The organism is Sphingomonas sp. TDK1 (assembly GCF_001650735.1).
Lineage (GTDB): Bacteria > Pseudomonadota > Alphaproteobacteria > Sphingomonadales > Sphingomonadaceae > Sphingomonas.
Genome location: NZ_LXVY01000017.1, coordinates 1 through 16,623 on the forward strand (window position 1 = coordinate 1; position 16,623 = coordinate 16,623).

Annotated in this window: 18 protein-coding genes and 1 tRNA gene; 13 read left to right on the plus strand and 6 right to left on the minus strand. The window is 67.1% G+C overall.

What is annotated here, in order from left to right; translation table 11 throughout:
* From A7X12_RS26705 to A7X12_RS10560, 7 genes are all read left to right on the plus strand, one after another.
* The coding region (locus tag A7X12_RS26705; RefSeq protein WP_332308538.1) for a YqaE/Pmp3 family membrane protein at nt 1–146 on the plus strand (146 nt) is incomplete at its 5' end.
* A 53-nt stretch (nt 147–199) separates the two neighbouring features.
* Nucleotides 200–628, plus strand: coding sequence for a nucleoside deaminase (locus tag A7X12_RS10535; RefSeq protein ID WP_064311591.1), 429 nt, complete (start codon nt 200–202; stop codon nt 626–628).
* Nucleotides 629–707: 79 nt separating this feature from the next.
* Nucleotides 708–2,009 carry a hemolysin family protein gene (locus tag A7X12_RS10540; protein WP_064311592.1) on the plus strand — a complete coding sequence of 434 codons (1,302 nt, stop codon included), beginning with the start codon at nt 708–710 and terminating at the stop codon, nt 2,007–2,009.
* A 285-nt stretch (nt 2,010–2,294) separates the two neighbouring features.
* Nucleotides 2,295–2,633: a preprotein translocase subunit YajC gene (gene yajC / locus A7X12_RS10545; RefSeq protein ID WP_064311593.1), complete on the plus strand. Its 339-nt coding sequence runs from the start codon at nt 2,295–2,297 to the stop codon at nt 2,631–2,633.
* A complete protein-coding gene (secD, locus tag A7X12_RS10550) occupies nt 2,633–4,219 on the plus strand; it encodes a protein translocase subunit SecD (protein WP_064311594.1) in 1,587 nt (528 codons plus the stop codon). Before yajC ends, secD begins: the two co-directional genes overlap by 1 nt.
* Before the next feature lie 12 nt (nt 4,220–4,231).
* Nucleotides 4,232–5,203, plus strand: a complete 972-nt coding sequence (secF, locus tag A7X12_RS10555; protein WP_064311595.1) for a protein translocase subunit SecF — start codon at nt 4,232–4,234, stop codon at nt 5,201–5,203.
* Between the two features lies 1 nt (nt 5,204).
* Nucleotides 5,205–5,576 carry an Mth938-like domain-containing protein gene (locus A7X12_RS10560; protein ID WP_064311596.1) on the plus strand — a complete coding sequence of 124 codons (372 nt, stop codon included), beginning with the start codon at nt 5,205–5,207 and terminating at the stop codon, nt 5,574–5,576.
* 9 nt (nt 5,577–5,585) lie between these two features.
* Here A7X12_RS10560 and A7X12_RS10565 read toward each other — a convergent pair whose 3' ends face one another.
* Together A7X12_RS10565 and tgt are read right to left on the minus strand one after the other, a co-directional pair.
* Nucleotides 5,586–7,028, minus strand: coding sequence for a DUF1593 domain-containing protein (locus A7X12_RS10565; RefSeq protein WP_064311597.1), 1,443 nt, complete (start codon nt 7,026–7,028; stop codon nt 5,586–5,588).
* A 73-nt stretch (nt 7,029–7,101) separates the two neighbouring features.
* Nucleotides 7,102–8,232, minus strand: coding sequence for a tRNA guanosine(34) transglycosylase Tgt (tgt, locus tag A7X12_RS10570; RefSeq protein WP_064311598.1), 1,131 nt, complete (start codon nt 8,230–8,232; stop codon nt 7,102–7,104).
* A 76-nt stretch (nt 8,233–8,308) separates the two neighbouring features.
* Here tgt and A7X12_RS26210 point away from each other — a divergent pair, with 76 nt between their 5' ends.
* Entirely contained in the window at nt 8,309–8,926 is a 618-nt protein-coding gene (locus A7X12_RS26210) for a hypothetical protein (protein ID WP_232318456.1), read from the plus strand.
* Nucleotides 8,927–8,937: 11 nt separating this feature from the next.
* A complete protein-coding gene (locus A7X12_RS25920) occupies nt 8,938–9,099 on the plus strand; it encodes a hypothetical protein (RefSeq protein ID WP_198161992.1) in 162 nt (53 codons plus the stop codon).
* 126 nt (nt 9,100–9,225) lie between these two features.
* Here A7X12_RS25920 and A7X12_RS10580 read toward each other — a convergent pair whose 3' ends face one another.
* The 3 genes from A7X12_RS10580 to A7X12_RS10590 form a co-directional block, all read right to left on the minus strand.
* A complete protein-coding gene (locus tag A7X12_RS10580) occupies nt 9,226–10,479 on the minus strand; it encodes a NupC/NupG family nucleoside CNT transporter (RefSeq protein ID WP_064311712.1) in 1,254 nt (417 codons plus the stop codon).
* A gap of 119 nt (nt 10,480–10,598) precedes the next feature.
* Nucleotides 10,599–11,213, minus strand: coding sequence for a response regulator transcription factor (locus A7X12_RS10585; RefSeq protein ID WP_064311599.1), 615 nt, complete (start codon nt 11,211–11,213; stop codon nt 10,599–10,601).
* Nucleotides 11,210–12,724, minus strand: coding sequence for a PAS domain-containing sensor histidine kinase (locus tag A7X12_RS10590; RefSeq protein WP_064311600.1), 1,515 nt, complete (start codon nt 12,722–12,724; stop codon nt 11,210–11,212). Before A7X12_RS10590 ends, A7X12_RS10585 begins: the two co-directional genes overlap by 4 nt.
* A 296-nt stretch (nt 12,725–13,020) precedes the next feature.
* On the opposite strand from A7X12_RS10590, the gene A7X12_RS10595 reads away from it, so the two are divergent.
* The 4 genes from A7X12_RS10595 to hslU all read left to right on the plus strand — a co-directional run bounded on the left by A7X12_RS10595 (nt 13,021) and on the right by hslU (nt 16,137).
* Nucleotides 13,021–13,911 carry an ROK family protein gene (locus A7X12_RS10595; RefSeq protein ID WP_064311601.1) on the plus strand — a complete coding sequence of 297 codons (891 nt, stop codon included), beginning with the start codon at nt 13,021–13,023 and terminating at the stop codon, nt 13,909–13,911.
* A gap of 60 nt (nt 13,912–13,971) precedes the next feature.
* Nucleotides 13,972–14,048 (plus strand) — tRNA-Pro (locus tag A7X12_RS10600).
* A 104-nt stretch (nt 14,049–14,152) separates the two neighbouring features.
* A complete protein-coding gene (hslV, locus tag A7X12_RS10605) occupies nt 14,153–14,716 on the plus strand; it encodes an ATP-dependent protease subunit HslV (protein ID WP_064311602.1) in 564 nt (187 codons plus the stop codon).
* 128 nt (nt 14,717–14,844) lie between these two features.
* Nucleotides 14,845–16,137: an ATP-dependent protease ATPase subunit HslU gene (gene hslU, locus A7X12_RS10610; protein ID WP_064311603.1), complete on the plus strand. Its 1,293-nt coding sequence runs from the start codon at nt 14,845–14,847 to the stop codon at nt 16,135–16,137.
* Between the two features lie 54 nt (nt 16,138–16,191).
* Here hslU and A7X12_RS10615 read toward each other — a convergent pair whose 3' ends face one another.
* Nucleotides 16,192–16,599, minus strand: coding sequence for a DUF6491 family protein (locus A7X12_RS10615; protein ID WP_198161993.1), 408 nt, complete (start codon nt 16,597–16,599; stop codon nt 16,192–16,194).
* Nucleotides 16,600–16,623 lie beyond the last annotated feature (24 nt).

Sequence of the window (16,623 nt, forward strand, 5' to 3'; positions counted from 1 at the left end):
TTTTTACACAGCCTCGGGAGGAGGGGGCCGGGCGCCCTTTCCAGGTCGCATGCGGGCTGACGGTCCTCGGTTTCCTGCCGGGGGCGGCATATGCCTTGTGGCGGCTGCTACGCCGATCCCGCGCGGCGTTGCCTGTCGACAGGTGACCCGCAATCGCCGGCGCGCTAAGCCCGCCGCGATGTTCCCCGTGCCCCCTCCCATGCGTGCGGCCCTTGCTGCCGCCCAGGCTGCCGCCGGGCAGGGAGAAGTGCCCGTCGGCGCGGTGGTCGTGCTGCGGGGCGAGGTGATCGCGACGGCGGCCAATGCCCCGCGGGCCCTGCAGGACCCGACCGCGCATGCCGAGATTCTTGCGATTCGCCGCGCCGCGCAGGTGCTGGCACGCGATCGGCTGGAAGATTGCGATCTCTGGGTCACCCTCGAGCCCTGTGCGATGTGCGCGGGCGCGATTGCCCACGCCCGAATCGCCCGGCTCTATTATGGCGCAAGCGACCCCAAGGGCGGCGCGGTGGAGCATGGCCCGCGCCTGTTCGGACAGCCGACCTGCCACCATCGCCCCGAGATTTACGCCAGCATCGGCGAGGCGGAGGCAGGCGCGCTGCTGCGCGACTTTTTTCGCCTCCGCCGCTGAGCCTTTTCGGGCGCATTTGCCTTTTGCACCGCAAAAGGTTGTGAACAGGGCGCCGCTGCGGATATGAGGGCGGTGCACCATGAGCGCACCTTTTCCCTGGATCGACGTAGCGATCATCTTTGTGCTGATCGCAATCAACGGCATTTTCTCCATGTCGGAGCTGGCGATCGTATCCGCCCGTCCCGCGCGGCTGGAGGCTCTGGCCCGGCTGGGGAACCGCGGCGCCAAGACCGCGATGGAACTGGCGCAGGATCCGGGCAAGTTCCTCTCCACCGTGCAGATCGGCATCACGCTGATCGGCATCGTTTCGGGTGCCTATTCCGGCGCCAGCCTGGGCGAGCCGGTGGCGCAGCGAATCGAGGGGCTCGGGATCTCCGCCGGTCTCGCGCATACGCTGGGCATCACGCTGGTGATCGGCCTGACGACCTTCGGGTCGCTGGTGATCGGCGAGCTGGTGCCCAAACAGTTCGCGCTCCGCTCGCCCGAGCCGATTGCCGCGGCGATGGCGCTGCCGATGCGCTGGCTCTCCTGGGGTACCGCCCCGGTGGTGTGGCTGCTCGATTCGTCGAGCGGGCTGGTGTTTCGCGTGCTTGGCCTAAAGCGCGAATCGGAGAATCGCGTCACCGTCGAGGAACTGCACCTGATCGTGGCGGAAGCCAGTAAGTCCGGCGTGATCGAGGAGCATGAGCGCTCGATCATCTCGGGCGTGGTGCGCCTGGCCGATCGGCCGGTGCGCGAGGTGATGACGCCGCGCACCCAGGTCGACTGGCTCGACGTGAATCTGGATGGCGCGGGCATTCGCGAGGAACTGCTGGCGACTCCGCATACCCGCCTGCCGGTGGCGGAAGGCTCGATCGACGCGGTCATCGGCGTGGTACAGGCGCGCGACATCGCCGCCGCGCTGTTTCGGGGCGAGCCGCTCGACCTGCGCAAGCTGATGCGCAAGGCGCCGGTGCTGCCCGACCAGGTCGATGCGATGGATGCGCTCACCGCCCTTCGCCAGGCCGATGTGCCGATGGGGCTGGTGCATGACGAGTATGGCCATTTCGAAGGCATCGTCACGCCCGCCAACCTGCTCGCGGCGATTGCCGGCGAGTTCGCGTCGGACGCCGAGCCGGGCGACAATCCCAATATCGTCGAGCGCGAGGACGGATCCCTGCTCGTCGCCGGCGCGACTCCGGCGGACCAGCTCGCCGAACGGCTGGGAATCGATCTGCCCGAGGATCGCGATTACGCGACGGTCGCCGGCCTCGCGCTGGCGGTATTCAAGCATTTGCCGGTGGAGGGCGAGGTGTTCGAGCAGCAGGGATGGCGGTTCGAGATCGTCGACCTCGATGGCCGCAAGATCGACAAGCTGCTGGTCAGCCGCGAGGGCGCGTAGATTTGAAAGCGTATCCTCCCCCGCCAGGGGGAGGTGGGCCGCGCAGTGGCTCGGTGTGGGCGGAAGCACGCACGCTCCGTTCTGGCATCCTCCCCTCCGTCGCCTTCGGCACCCCCCTCCCCTGGCGGGGGAGGGGACGCTCTACGGGAGGTGCATGGAGAGTATCGTCCAGTTTCGGAAATCCCGCCGCGCCCCTTATAGTTGCGCCCCACTGCGCCGCATGGTAGCGCCCGCCGCTTGAATGGGGCCATTCCGCGTCCCTAACTTCAGGCTTTTCGGGAACCCATGTTCGCCACTCCAGCATATGCACAGGCCGCAGGCGCGGCTGGTCAGGGAAGCACTCTGGCCGGGATCGCGTCGGTAGCGCCGCTCGTCCTGATCTTCGTCGTCTTCTACTTCCTGATGATCCGTCCGCAGCAGAAGCGGATGAAGACCCTGCAGGATTCGCTGAAGGCGGTGAAGAAGAACGACACGGTCGTCACCGCGGGCGGCCTGATCGGCAAGGTCACGAAGGTAGATGAGACCGAGGTCGAGATCGAGCTCGGCCCGAACGTGAAGGTCCGCGCGATCAAGTCGACGCTCGCCGAAGTGCGCCCGCACGGCGCCAAGCCCGCGAACGACTGATGCTGGATTTCCCGCGCTGGAAGGTCTGGTCGATCACCCTCGGCCTTGCCCTGATGGTCTTGCTCGCGGTGCCGAGCCTGGTGCCGGAGAGCATCCGCAACAGCTGGCCGAGCTGGGTGCCCAGGCCCGCCGTCAATCTCGGCCTCGACCTCGCGGGCGGTTCGTACCTGCTCCTCGAGGGCGATACGAGCGATGTGCAGCAGACCAAGCTCGAGCAGATGCGCGAGCAGGTGCGCCTGGCGATGCGCCGCGATCCGCGCGTGGACATCGGCGATATCTCGATCGCCGGCGGTAAGCTGAGCTTCATGGTCCGCGATCCGGGCAAGGTGGACGCGGCCCGCGAGAAGCTGCTGCCGATGACCAACGGTGTCGGCACCACCGGCCAGCGTGACTGGGAAATCCAGGTCGTCGATTCGACCCGCTTCGTGCTGACCCCCACCCAGGCGGGGCTGGCGCAGCAGATCGAAACCGCGATGAACGATGCGCGCGAAGTGGTCGACAAGCGCATCAACGCGCTCGGCACCCGCGAGCCGACCGTGATCCGCGAAGGCAGCAACCGCATCGTCGTGCAGGTGCCGGGTCTGCAGGATCCCAGCCAGCTCAAGGCGCTGCTCGGCAAGACCGCCAAGCTCGAGTTCAAGCTGGTCGATCTGAGCGTGACGCCGCAGCAGATCGCTTCGAACGACATCCCCGTCACCTCGCAGCTGCTCCAGTACGAGAATGGCGCGCCGATCGTGGTTAATCGTACCGCGATGATCACCGGCGACATGCTGGTCGATGCCAAGCAGAGCTATGACGAGCAGGGCCGCCCCGACGTGACCCTCCAGCTCGACGGCGCGGGCGCCAAGCGCTTTGCCCGGGTGACGCAGGAAAATACCGGCAAGCCGTTCGCGATCATCGTCGACAACAAGGTGATCTCGGCGCCGAACATCAACACGCCGATCCTCGGCGGCAGCGCCTCGATCTCGGGCGGCTTTACGGTCGACAGCGCCAACCAGCTCGCCGTCGCGCTGCGTTCGGGCAAGCTGCCGATCAACCTGAAGGTCATTCAGGAATCGACCGTCAGTCCGGAACTGGGCAACGACTCGATCCGCGCCGGTGTCACCGCGTCGGTGATCGCGATCGTGGCCGTCATCGTGTTCATGGTGCTGACCTATGGCCGCTTCGGCGTCTATGCGAACTTCGCCGTGACGCTGAACGTGCTGGTGATCCTGGCAGTGATGGGCATGCTCCATGCCACGCTGACGCTGCCCGGCATCGCCGGCTTCGTGCTGACCATCGGCACCGCGGTCGACGCCAACGTGCTGATCAACGAGCGTATCCGCGAGGAACGCCGTCGCGGCCGCAGCGTGATGCAGGCGGTGGAGCTCGGCTATAAGGAAGCCAGCCGCACCATCTTCGAGGCCAACGTCACCCACGCGATCGCCGGCGCAATCATGCTGGTGCTGGGCACCGGCCCGATCCGCGGCTTCGCGGTGGTGCTGCTGATCGGCATCGCCAGCTCCGTCTTCACCGCCGTGGTGTTCACGCGCATGCTCGTCACGCTCTGGTTGCGCCGCAAGCGCCCGAGCGAGATCCATATTTAAGGAAGCGCCGACATGCGGCTCCTCAAGATCGTTCCCGACAACACCAATATCGGCTTCGTCCGCATCCGGTTCGTCGCGTTCGCGATCACCGCGCTGCTGACGATCGCCGCGATCGGGCTGGTCGCGGTGCACGGCCTCAACCTTGGCGTGGACTTCATCGGCGGCGTGTCGATTGAAGAGAAGTTCGCCTCGGCCCCGCCGCTCGACGAACTGCGCGAGACGGTGAACCAGCTCGGCTATGGCGAAACCACGCTGCAGGAAATGGGCGGCAAGAACCTCGTCACCATCCGCCTGCCCGTGCCCAAGTCGAGCGATCCGGCGGCCACGAACGCCATGGTGGAACGGGTGAAGGGCGCGGTGGCGGCCAAGTTCCCCGGCGCGACCTTCTCCACCTACTCGACCGTCTCGGGCAAGGTCTCGAACGAGCTGATCCGCAACGGCGTTCTCGCCGTGGTGCTGGCGATCATCGGCATCGCGATCTTCTCCTGGCTGCGCTACGAATGGCAGTTCGGCGTCTCGACCGCGGTCGCCATCCTGCACGACGTGCTGATGACGCTCGGCTTCTTCGCGGTGACCGGCATGGTGTTCGACCTGAACATCGTCGCTGCGGTGCTGACGATCATCGGCTATTCGATCAACGACAAGATGGTGATCGACGACCGCATCCGCGAGAACATGCGCAAGTACCGCAAGATGGGGATGAGCGAGCTGATCGACCTGTCGGTCAACGAGACGCTGCCGCGTACCGTGATGACCTCGCTCACCATCCTGCTGGCGCTGGCTTCGCTGCTGGTATTCGGCGGCCACGTGCTGCGCGGCTTCACCTCGGCGATGATGCTGGGCATCGTGGTCGGCACCTATTCGTCGATCTACGTTTCCTCGTCGCTGCTGATTACCCTGGGCCTCAAGCCCGGCGTGAAGCCCGAAAAGGCGGACTCGGTCGCCAGCAATGCCGAGCGCGTGGCACCGCGCGAGCGCCCGTAAGGTGAAGATCGAGCGTCGCAGCGCCGAAGGTCCGCTGATTTCCGGTTTTTCCGGCGGCGGCTTCCGGGTCGACGAGAATGTCTATCAGGGGCTGATCATCACGCCGCAGCGTGCGGACGGGTGGTCGCCACCGGCGGTCGCAGCGCTGACCGAGGCCGACCTTGCGCCGGCCTTCGCGCTCGATCCCCAGCCGGAATTCCTGCTGCTCGGCACGGGGGCGACCCTGATTCGCCCGCCGGCTGCGCTCGTGAAGGCGCTGGAAGCGCGCGGCATCGGCATCGAGGCGATGGACAGCCGCGCGGCAGCGCGCGCCTGGGGCGTGCTGCGCGCCGAACTGCGCTGGGTCGCCGGCGCGCTCTACCCGCTGGGCTGAGCCCGGGGCCTAGTTCGCCGCCGGCACGACGGCCACGACGATCCGCCGATAGCGAGTGAGCGCGGGCTTGCCCTTGTCAGTCACCGCCAGGACGAAATGCAGCGTCTCGGGCTTGTCGACCACCGGCGCGGTGGCGTTGGCGCGATAGACATTTTCGGGCGGGTTGATCGGCACCGGCTGCTTCCAGCTGCCCGCCTCCGGATAGGGAAACCAGGCGAAGGACAGGCTGTCGCTGTCCGGATCGGTGCTCGGCGCGGCGTCGAGGAGGATCTTCTCACCCGAACGCACCGTCAGCCGATCGGGATGGGCGAGGCGGGGAACCGGTGGGTGGTTCGCGTCGGCGAACAACCGGGTGGTCCACGCCATCCGCGCGGCCATGTCGTTCTGATAGGCCTCCCGCCAGCGCCACACCGTCACCGTCGGCCCGCGGAAGGTTTTGTTCGAAGCGATCGGTCGCGAGAAAGGCGTGGGGAGCATCGGCGTGTAGGCGTCGTCGGCATTGGTCCAGAGCGGCCGCGTCTCGGGCGCGAGCGGGACGCCGCCGGTCACCGTCTCGCCGGGCGGGAAGGGGCGGGGGAGGTAGTTTTCGTAGCGGCCGCCCCAGCCGCCCCATTCGGGATGCTCGGGCACGCTGAGGCCAGTGGGGATGAGGTTGAGGAAGGAGGGCGTGTCGCCCTCCATCGTCCAGGCGACGTCGGGATAGAGTGCGCCCAGGGGACCGCGCCCCTGCTGGACGTTGCGGGCAATCCAATCGTTGGAGACCAAGCCGTTGTCGATACCCTCGACCGGCGTGCCCATGCCGGTCCAACTGCCGTTGCTGTAGGGGCCGGTGCTGACAATGTAGAAGAGGGTCGGAAACTCCCGGCGCAGCCAGGCGCCCGAATCGTCCTGATCGGAGATGGTGTAGACGCGCAGCTTGGCGATCAGCCGGGCCGCCTCGGCCGGACTGCGGGTAGCGCGCAAGGTGTGGAGCGCCTGTGCCAGCGTGTTCGCGCCGCCCCACACCGCCACCCAGAGCGGCCGCGGATCGGGGCGCTCCAGCGCGCGTAGGAGCAGCGCCGACCCGGCGCTGTCCTTGCCCGTGCCGACGCTGGCCATGCCATAGCCGGGCTGGCCGGTCTGGATCAGCGCCAGCAACTGGGCGGCAGAGGGATAGCCGGGCGCGTGGCGCAGCAGGTTGGGCTGGACCTTGCCATAGCCCGAGACGATCCGGCGCATCGTCTCGGGCTGCGGATCGGTCTTCAGCCAGATCGAGGTGGTGGCGATGAGCCCCTCGATGTCGATCTCGTTGGCGTAGAGTAGCAGGCGGATCAGCGACTGGCTGTCGTCCGCCTCGGCCTCGATGTCCGAGAGGACGATCAGCCGCTGCTTCTCGACCACCGGATCGCCCACCGCCTGCGCAGGTGCCGCCACGGTGATCACCGCCGCCAAACCGATGCCGAACCCTCGCATGCGCCCGCCCCTCTCCCGTTTGGCGGGAGCCTAGAGGGGCGGGGCGGCGCCTGTCACGGAAAAGCTGGCGGTTTCAGCCCTGCTTCGCCTGGTACTTCGCTCGGAAGTCGTTGGCGAAGGCGGTGAGCCGCTGTTCCTCGATCGCCGCGCGCAGGTCCGCCATCAGGGTCTGGTAGAACCAGAGATTATGCTCGGTCATCAGCATCGCGCCCAGGATCTCGCCGGCGCGGACGAGGTGGTGGATATACGCCCGGCTCCAGGTGCCGCACACCGGGCAGGGGCAGGCCGGATCGAGCGGGCCCTGATCCTCGGCGAACTTCGCGTTGCGGATGTTGATCGGCCCTTCGCGCGTAAACGCCTGGCCGGTGCGGCCCGAGCGGGTCGGCAGCACGCAATCGAACATGTCGATGCCGCGCTCGACCGCGCCGACGATGTCGTCGGGCTTGCCCACGCCCATCAGGTATCGCGGCTTGGTTTCGTCGAGCTGGCCGGGGGCATAGTCGAGCACGCCGAACATCGCTTCCTGGCCCTCGCCGACCGCAAGCCCGCCGACCGCATAGCCGTCGAAGCCGATGTCCTTCAGCGCGTCGGCGCTTACCTTGCGCAGGCCCTCGTCGAGCGCGCCCTGCTGGATGCCGAACAGCGCGGCGCGGGCGGCATGCTCCTCGCCCGAATCGAAGCCGGCGCGGCTGCGCCTGGCCCAGCGCATCGAGCGCTCCATCGCCTTGGCCTGGACCTCGCGGGTCGAGGTGGTCGGCACCAGCTCATCGAATGCCATGACGATGTCGGAACCCAGCAGCCGCTGGATCTCCATCGAACGCTCGGGGCTCATCATGTGGCGCGAGCCGTCGAGATGCGAGGCGAAGGCGACGCCTTCCTCGCTGCGCTTGGTCAGTTCCGACAGGCTCATCACCTGATAGCCACCCGAATCGGTGAGGATCGGCCGGTCCCAGCCCATGAATTTGTGCAGCCCGCCCATCCGCGCGACGCGCTCGGCGGTGGGGCGCAGCATCAGGTGATAGGTGTTGCCGAGCAGAATGTCGGCGCCCGAGGCGCGCACGTCCTGCGGCTTCACTGCCTTCACGGTGGCGGCGGTGCCGACCGGCATGAACGCCGGGGTGCGGATCTCGCCGCGCTGCATGGCGATGGTGCCGCGACGCGCCTTGCCGTCGGTGGTGTGGATGGTGAACTGAAAACGGGGCATCGGCTGCTATTGGCGCGTTTGGGCCGGGAATCCAAGGGAGGGCCATCTGGCGGAACAGGACGACACGCTGCGGGCGATGGCGACGCATCGCGGGCTGAAGCTGGTCAAGTCACGGCGGCGCAAGGCCGGCGGCGACTTCGGGCGGTATGGGCTGAAGGATGCGGGCGGCGCCGAGGTGTTCGGCTTCGGCCCGGACGGGCTGACGGCGGATGCCGGGGCGATCCGCGATTTCCTGCGCGGCGGAATGCGGAGCGACTGGAGCAGCTCCGTCGCGGCCACGCCGGGGCGCAAGGGCGCCGCCAAGCCGAAACCCGCGCCCAAATCGAAGCCCCAGCCCAAGTCCGCCCCGCCGCCCAAACCGCGCTTCAAGCCCGAGGTCGCGAACCTGCTGCGTGCCTTGCCCGAGGCGAAGGACGACGAGGTGTTCGCCGATCTGCTCAAGCGCCCGGGCGTGCGGATCGAGCGGATCGTCTCGCGCGGGCAGGCGACGCCCGAGGATGCTCCGATGGTGCAGGACTGGGACGAATGGGTAGTGCTGCTGCAGGGAGCGGCCGGCCTCCGCATCGAGGATTCGGCGGAGGTGCGGCTGGCCCCGGGCGATCATCTGCTGATCGCCGCCGGCCAGAAACATTGGGTCACATGGACCGCGCGCGACCGGCCGAGCGTTTGGCTGGCCGTACATCTGGACGGATAGGAGCAGGACCCATGGCCGAACCCCTCAATCCCGGCGACGACGCGGCGCCGGGCACGCCCGGCACCGGCGAGGATGTCTGCCGCCGCTGCGGCGGCTCGAGCCGGATCGACGGCGGTGAATGCCCGAACTGCGGCGGTAGCGGCAAGGTGATCGAGGGGATTGGCGGGGGCTAACCAGCGAAACCCCAGCGGTGCCCCTGCGAAAGCAGGGGCCCAGGGCTACGAGGGATTCCCTTTCCTACCCTGGGCTCCTGCTTTCGCAGGAGCACGAAAAGGGCAGAAGCGCCGTACTGCGGTGGCTTACGGCAGCAACAGCCCCGCCAGCGCCGCCGACATCAGGTTGGCCAGGCTCCCGGCGATCAGCGCCTTGATCCCCAGCCGCGCGATGACCGGGCGCTGGTTGGGCGCTAGGCTGCCCGTCGTCGCCATCTGGATCGCGATCGAGCTGAAATTGGCGAAGCCGCACAGCGCAAAGGTGATGATCGCCTTGGAACGCGGCGCGAGGTCGGTCGCCTTGCCCAGCTCGATGAAGCCGACGAATTCGTTGAGCACCACCTTGGTGCCGAACAGACCGCCCGCGGTGAGCGATTCGTGCCACGAGATGCCGAGCAGGTACATCACCGGCGCGAAGATCGCCCCGATGATCGCCTGGAAGCTGAGGTGCGCATAGCCGAACCAGCCGCCCACCATGCCGAGCAGCCCGTTGGCCAGCGCGACGAGCGCGACGAATGCCAGCACCATCGCGCCCACCGCCACCGCGATCTTCACGCCGGTCGAGGCGCCGTTGGCCGCCGCCATGATGATGTTGGCGGCGCGTTCCTCCTGGAAATCTTCCTCGGCGACGCGGATCACCTCGTCCTCGCCGGACATGGGCGCGTCGATCACGGCAGGCTCGTCCGGCATGATGATCTTGGCCATCATCAGCCCGCCCGGCGCCGCCATGAACGAGGCGGCGAGGAGGTAGGGGAGCGACGCAGGACCCAGCAGGCTGGCATAGGCGGCTAGGATCGTCCCCGCGACGCCCGACATGCCGACGCTCATGACCGCGAACACCTGCGAGGGGGTGAGGCGGGCGAGATAGGGGCGGATCACCAGCGGCGCCTCGCTCTGGCCGACGAAGATGTTCGCCGCCGCGCAGAGCGATTCGACCTTGCTGACTCCGGTCACCTTTTCGATCGCGCCGCCGATCCAGCGCACGACCAGCTGCATGATGCCGACATGGTAGAGGATCGAGACGAGCGCCGCGAAGAAGATGATCACGGGCAGGGCCGCTATGGCTAGGCTCTGCCCGCCCAGCTCGGGCTTGGCGAGATTGCCGAACAGCAGCTGGGTGCCTGCGCTGGCATAGCCGAGTAGCGCCGAAACACCGTTCGCCATGCCGTGCAGCGCCACTTGGCCCCAGCCGGTGCGCAGGACGATGATCGCCATGCCGGCCTGAAGCAGGAAGGCAGGCACGACCACGCGCAGGCGGATCGCCCGGCGATTGCTGGAAAGCAGGAAGGCGATACCCAAAATCGCCAGCACCCCGAAAATGCCGATCGGGAAATGAGTCATTCTGAAGTGTTCGTCCCCATCGCCGGCGGAATCGCGGCCAGCAAACCCATCGACCATACACGGGATGGCGCGTCTTGCCAGCCGCTTGCGCGCCGGCCGCGGGACAGGGGCGGGGCCGTCTAGCCGTCGAGGCCGGCGGCGAAAGCCACGCGGAGCGCCTCCGAAAGGCTGCGCGCCTCGAGCTTGGCCATGGCGTTGGCGCGGTGGACCTCGACGGTGCGCGGCGATATGCCGAGATCATAGGCGATGGTCTTGTTGGGATGGCCGCGCACCAGCCCGCGCAGCACGTCCTGCTCGCGCGGCGAGAGCATCGCGATCCGCCGGGTCGCCTCACCGCCCGAGGCGACGACGTGCTCGCCGGTCTCCAGCCGCTGGTGGCTGCGTTCGATCGCGTCCAGCAGGACGCCGCGATCGAAGGGCTTTTCCAGGAAGTCGACCGCCCCGCCCTTCATCGCCGCAACCGCCGTGACGACATCGCCATGCCCGGTGAGCACGATCACCGGGAAGTCGACGCAGCGTCGGCTCAGCTCGGCCTGTACCTTGATCCCGTCCATCCCAGGCATGCGGACGTCGAGAAGGATGCAGCCGGGACGCGCCTCCTCCACCTTTTCCAGAAAGATCATGCCGGAGGCGTAGGTCTCCACCTCGTATCCGGAGGTTCGCAGCATGAAGCTGGTCGATCGGCGAACCGATTCCTCGTCATCTACCAGATGAATGCGCTTGCGGTCGCTCATGCCGATCCCTCGTTCGCGGACATCAGAGTGAAGTTGAATATGGTGCCGCCCTCGGGACGCGACTCGGCCCAGATGCGACCGTTGTGCGCTTCGACGATGGTACGGCAGATCGAAAGGCCCAGACCCATGCCGCGCTCCTTCGTCGTGGCGAAGGCCTGGAACAGGCGCGGGACCTGTTCGGCGGCGATTCCCGGGCCGCTATCGGCAACCCAGATGCGGACCTGGTTCTGCGGACTTGCTTCGGAGCCGATGGTGATTTCGCGCACAGGGCTGTCCGCCATGGCTTCGATGGCGTTGCGGATGAGGTTCACCAGCACCTGCTGGATCTGTACCCGGTCGCACAGCACGGCCGTGGCCTGGGGGTCCAGCGCATAGAAGGCCCGCACATCCAGTTCGCGCGTGCCGGCAAGCGCCAGTCGGCCGGCATCGTCGATCACCCGCGGCAGATCGACGAGGTTCATGTCTGCCTCCCCGCGCGAAACGAACTCGCGCAGCCGCCGCACGATATTGCCTGCCCGGAGCGCCTCCTTGACCGATTCCTCCATGGCCTCCTCGATCATCGCCTGGTCCTCCGGATCGTCGCTCTGCTGCGACATCAGGTGGCGACCCGCCTCGAGATAATTGGCGATGGCGGTGAGCGGCTGGTTGAGTTCATGCGCCAGAGTCGAGGCCATGGTGCCCATCGCGGACAGGCGCGAGACGTGAATCAGTTCCGATTGCAGCTCCTTCAGGCGAACTTCGGTGCGCTGCTCCTCGGTCAGGTCGCGGATGAACCCGGTGAAGATACGGTGTCCGTCATTGTTGGCTTCGCCGACCTGCAGGTCCATCGGGAACTCGGTCCCGTCGCGCCGCTGGCCGACGACGATGCGACCGATGCCGATCACCCGGCGCTCGCCAGTGTTGAGGTAGCGCATCAGATACCCGTCGTGCATCTGGGCGTGCGGCGTCGGCATCAGCATGCTGACATTGTGGCCGACGACTTCGCTCTCCTCCCAGCCGAACAGCCGTTCGGCGGCGGCGCTGAACGAGAGGATGACGCCATGCGCGTCGATCACGACCATCGCCGAAGGGACGGTTGCGAGGATCGATCGCAGGTGCAGCGCATTGCCGGCAAGCGCCCCCCGGGTAGCCTTTTCCCTGGCGACGTCGTGAAACACCTCGGTATAGCCGCGCAGGATACCGTCCGCGTCGATCAGAGCGGTGAGCTGGATCTCTGCCAGATATTCGCTGCCGTCGCGGCGGATGCGCCAGCCTTCCTCGATCAGCCGTCCCTCCGTGCGTACCTGTTCCAGATCGCGGGCCGGCTTCGCGTCGGCGGCATCGGCCGGACGATAGTGCAAGGCGAGGTTGGCGCCCGCCAGTTCCGCAGGCGCCCAGCCGTCCAGCAACTCCACGCCGCGGCTCCAGCTCGCGATGCGGCCTTCCGGATCGAGCAAGATCACGCCACGATCGCTCGCCGCTTCGATAAGAAGCGTATTGGCCGCAATGTCTTGAGCCGGGCGATCGATCATAAAAGAAAACGCGTCTATGCTTTTCATCACATGTTTGCATCAATCCCGCTACACGTAAACCTGAATTTGATCGGGATCAAAGTAAACACCGGGTAACTACGGGATGCTTCCAGTCTTCTTGGTGGAGGCCGTCATGCTGGAAGTTATCGGCAGCAATTATCTTTACATGGTCATGGCCGCGATGGGCATCTTCACAATCGCGCTGGCGTCCGTCAGCCTGAGCGAATATCTCCATCCGCGCGATCGCTGAGCCGCACGGGCTTCCCCCGCGTGGCGCCACGCGCTAGCGCCTTTGCATGACTGCAAAATTGTCGATCGCCGGCCTCGAACTGGGCGGCACCAAATGCGTGGCGACGCTGGGCAGCGGCCCCGGTGACGTGCGCGAACAGCATGTCGTGCCGACCACGGACCCGGCGACCACGCTCGCCGCGATCGAGTCGGTGCTCGATGGCTGGACCTTCGACGCGATCGGCATTGCCAGCTTCGGCCCGATCGAGCTCAACCCGGCACGGCCGAATTTCGGTTCGATCATCGCCACCACCAAGCCGGGCTGGAACGATACCGATCTCACCCGCCGCCTGTCCGCCCGCTACGGCAAGCCGCTGGCGATCCAGACCGACGTCAACGGCGCGGCGCTGGCCGAGGCGCGCTGGGGTGCCTCGGCTGGGCTGTCGACGCATGCCTATATCACCATCGGCACCGGGGTGGGCGTGGGGCTGGTCGCCAATGGCCGGCCGATCATGGGCTATGCGCATGGCGAGGCCGGGCACATGCGCTCGGCCCGGGCGCCGGGCGACAGTTTCGCAGGCTGGTGCCCCTATCATGGCGATTGCGCGGAGGGGCTGCTTTCAGGCCCCGCCCTGGCGGCGCGATTCGGCCGGCCGGGGCAGGACGTCGGCGACGATGCACCCGAATGGGATTATTTCGCGCACGACCTGGCGGCGTTGCTCCACAATCTGATCGTCAGCCTCGCGCCCGAGCGGATCGCGATCGGCGGCGGGGTGATGACGCGGCGGCCGCAGCTGTTCGGCGCGGTGCGCGCCAAGGTGGCGGCGAGCATCAACGGCTATGGCGCGCTCGCCGGCTATTGCGCCGAGCTCGATACCCGCGTCGGCCCGCCCGGGCTGGGCGACATGGCGGGGCCGCTGGGCGCGATCGCAATGGGGCTCGAAGCACTCGATCGTTGAGCGACAGGCGTTTGGGGGTTGCGTCCTGCCGCCAAGCGGCATACAGGGCGCACCCTCGGTCGGGGCGTAGCGCAGCCTGGTAGCGCATCACACTGGGGGTGTGGGGGTCGCAGGTTCGAATCCTGTCGCCCCGACCAAGCCACACCCAAGAAATCCTGAAAATCGCTGTATCGTTGCGGTGACGCGGCCTTAGGGGAACGCCCCCTTTGCACGCCCGCACCCGCCACCCATATGCGCGTCCATGAACGACAAGAACGCTGCGTGGCACGGCACGACGATCCTTTCCGTGCGCAAATCCGGCAAAGTGGTGATCGCGGGCGACGGCCAGGTTTCGGCCGGCAACACCGTGATGAAGCCCAATGCCCGCAAGGTGCGTCCGCTGGGCGACGGCAAGGTGATCGCGGGCTTCGCCGGCGCCACCGCCGATGCCTTCACCCTGTTCGAGCGGCTGGAGGCCAAACTGGAGCGCCACCACGGCCAGTTGCTGCGCGCGGCGGTGGAACTCGCCAAGGACTGGCGGACCGACAAATATCTCCGCAATCTGGAGGCGATGCTGCTCGTCGCCGACAAGGACGTGACGCTGGTGATCACCGGGAATGGCGATGTGCTGGAGCCCGAGGCGCATGAGCATGGCACCGTCGCGGCTATCGGCTCGGGCGGCAATTTCGCGCTCTCCGCGGCGCGCGCGCTGATCGAATATGAGCCCGATGCCGAAGTGGTCGCCCGCAAGGCGATGGCGATCGCCGGCGAGCTGTGCGTCTACACCAACGACCGGCTGACCGTGGAGACGCTGGCCGCGGCGTGACCTTCCTTAAGCCCCTCCCCTTCAGGGGAGGGGTTGGGGTGGGGAGCTCTCCACGAGCGACCCGCCCGCTACCCTGACTGCCCCACCCCCAACCCCTCCCCTGAAGGGGAGGGGCTTGCGAGAACAACATGAACCAGAATCTCACCCCCAAGACGATCGTCGCCGCGCTCGACGCGCACATCATCGGCCAGAAAGACGCCAAGAAGGCCGTCGCCGTCGCACTCCGCAATCGCTGGCGCCGGCAGCAGCTTTCGGCCGACCTCCGCGACGAGGTGACGCCGAAGAATATCCTGATGATCGGGCCCACCGGCTGCGGCAAGACCGAGATCAGCCGCCGCCTCGCCAAGCTGGCCGATGCGCCCTTCGTGAAGGTGGAAGCGACCAAGTTCACCGAGGTCGGCTATGTCGGCCGCGATGTCGAGCAGATCGCGCGCGACCTGGTCGAGGAAGCGATCCGGCTGGAGAAGGAGCGCCGCCGCTCGGCGGTGAAAGACAAGGCTGAGGAGGCGGCGATGGGCCGGCTGCTCGACGCGCTGACCGGCAAGGATTCGAGCACCGCGACGCGCGAGGCGTTCAAGCAGCGCTTCAACGAGGGCTTGCTGGACAACACCGAGATCGAGATCGAGGTGGAGCAGGCGCCGCAGATGCCGTTCGACATTCCGGGCGGTGCGCCGCAGATGATCAACCTGTCGGAAATGATGAAGGGGCTGACCGGCACGCCGCTAAAGCGCCGCAAATTGAACGTCCGCTCCGCCTGGGAAAAGCTCGTCGAGGAAGAGGCCGACAAGCGCCTCGACCAGGACGAGGTGAGCCGGGTGGCGCTGGCGGACGCCGAGGCGAACGGGATCGTCTTCCTGGACGAGATCGACAAGATCGCGGTGTCCGATGTGCGCGGCGGGTCGGTGAGCCGCGAGGGCGTCCAACGCGACCTGCTGCCGCTGATCGAAGGCACCACCGTCGCGACCAAGTACGGCCCGATGAAGACGGACCATATCCTGTTCATCGCGAGCGGCGCGTTCCATGTGGCGAAGCCCAGCGACCTGCTGCCCGAGCTGCAGGGCCGCCTGCCGATCCGGGTGGAGCTGAAGGCGCTGACCGAGGAGGATTTCGTTGCGATCCTTTCTGACACCAAGGCGAGCCTCGTGCGGCAATACGCGGCGCTGCTGGGCACCGAGGGCGTTTCGATCGATTTCACCGAGGATGGCATCCGCGCCGTGGCGAAGATCGCCGCCGAGGTGAATGCCGAGGTGGAGAATATCGGTGCCCGTAGGCTGCAGACGGTGATGGAAAAGCTGCTGGAGGAAGTCAGCTTCGAAGCCGAGGACCGTAGCGGCAGCGCGGTGGTGATCGACGCGGCCTATGTCGACAAGCAGCTAGCCAGCGTGGCGCGGAACACGGACCTGAGCCGCTACGTGCTGTGACGTTCGGTTCTTAAGCCCCTCTCCTTCGGGGAGGGGCTTGGGCTTTGCCCGACCTCAACTGCCCTTTGCCCGGGTGTACGGCGTGAACGTGCCCATGCGGCAATAGGCGCCGGGGATGCTCGTCCCGGGCGTCAGCACCCGGAACAGATCATTGCGGCAGAGCTGGCTGCCGCGCATCTCGACGATCACGGTGGTCAGCGGCGCGAGCGACGGGCATTCGGAAACGAGGTCGTTGCGGTACAGCGTCGCGCCCTGGCGGTAGATCAGGGTGCGCCGGTCGATGATCTGGGGGCCATCGGTAAAGGTGGGGTTGATGCAGTCCTGCGGCTTGCCCGGCACCCGGTTCCCCAGCGCGCCGGCAAGTTCGCGCCGCGCCTGGGCGTCGCGCTGCGCCTGATATTCGGCATTCTGCGCGCAGCCGGAGAGCGCCAGGGCCCCCGCGGCAATGATGGCGAAGCGCATCCCGTCTCTCCTCACGCTACTTAC

Excerpts from the sequence above, each read along its gene's own strand:
- A7X12_RS10535 (WP_064311591.1), top strand. The coding sequence starts at position 200 with ATGCGTGCGGCCCTTGCTGCCGCCCAGGCTGCCGCCGGGCAGGGAGAA.
- A7X12_RS10540 (WP_064311592.1), top strand. The coding sequence starts at position 708 with ATGAGCGCACCTTTTCCCTGGATCGACGTAGCGATCATCTTTGTGCTG.
- yajC (WP_064311593.1), top strand. The coding sequence starts at position 2,295 with ATGTTCGCCACTCCAGCATATGCACAGGCCGCAGGCGCGGCTGGTCAG.
- secD (WP_064311594.1), top strand. The coding sequence starts at position 2,633 with ATGCTGGATTTCCCGCGCTGGAAGGTCTGGTCGATCACCCTCGGCCTT.
- secF (WP_064311595.1), top strand. The coding sequence starts at position 4,232 with ATGCGGCTCCTCAAGATCGTTCCCGACAACACCAATATCGGCTTCGTC.
- A7X12_RS10565 (WP_064311597.1), bottom strand. The coding sequence starts at position 7,028 with ATGCGAGGGTTCGGCATCGGTTTGGCGGCGGTGATCACCGTGGCGGCA.
- tgt (WP_064311598.1), bottom strand. The coding sequence starts at position 8,232 with ATGCCCCGTTTTCAGTTCACCATCCACACCACCGACGGCAAGGCGCGT.
- A7X12_RS26210 (WP_232318456.1), top strand. The coding sequence starts at position 8,309 with ATGGCGACGCATCGCGGGCTGAAGCTGGTCAAGTCACGGCGGCGCAAG.
- A7X12_RS25920 (WP_198161992.1), top strand. The coding sequence starts at position 8,938 with ATGGCCGAACCCCTCAATCCCGGCGACGACGCGGCGCCGGGCACGCCC.
- A7X12_RS10580 (WP_064311712.1), bottom strand. The coding sequence starts at position 10,479 with ATGACTCATTTCCCGATCGGCATTTTCGGGGTGCTGGCGATTTTGGGT.
- A7X12_RS10585 (WP_064311599.1), bottom strand. The coding sequence starts at position 11,213 with ATGAGCGACCGCAAGCGCATTCATCTGGTAGATGACGAGGAATCGGTT.
- A7X12_RS10590 (WP_064311600.1), bottom strand. The coding sequence starts at position 12,724 with ATGATCGATCGCCCGGCTCAAGACATTGCGGCCAATACGCTTCTTATC.
- A7X12_RS10595 (WP_064311601.1), top strand. The coding sequence starts at position 13,021 with ATGACTGCAAAATTGTCGATCGCCGGCCTCGAACTGGGCGGCACCAAA.
- hslV (WP_064311602.1), top strand. The coding sequence starts at position 14,153 with ATGAACGACAAGAACGCTGCGTGGCACGGCACGACGATCCTTTCCGTG.
- hslU (WP_064311603.1), top strand. The coding sequence starts at position 14,845 with ATGAACCAGAATCTCACCCCCAAGACGATCGTCGCCGCGCTCGACGCG.
- A7X12_RS10615 (WP_198161993.1), bottom strand. The coding sequence starts at position 16,599 with ATGCGCTTCGCCATCATTGCCGCGGGGGCCCTGGCGCTCTCCGGCTGC.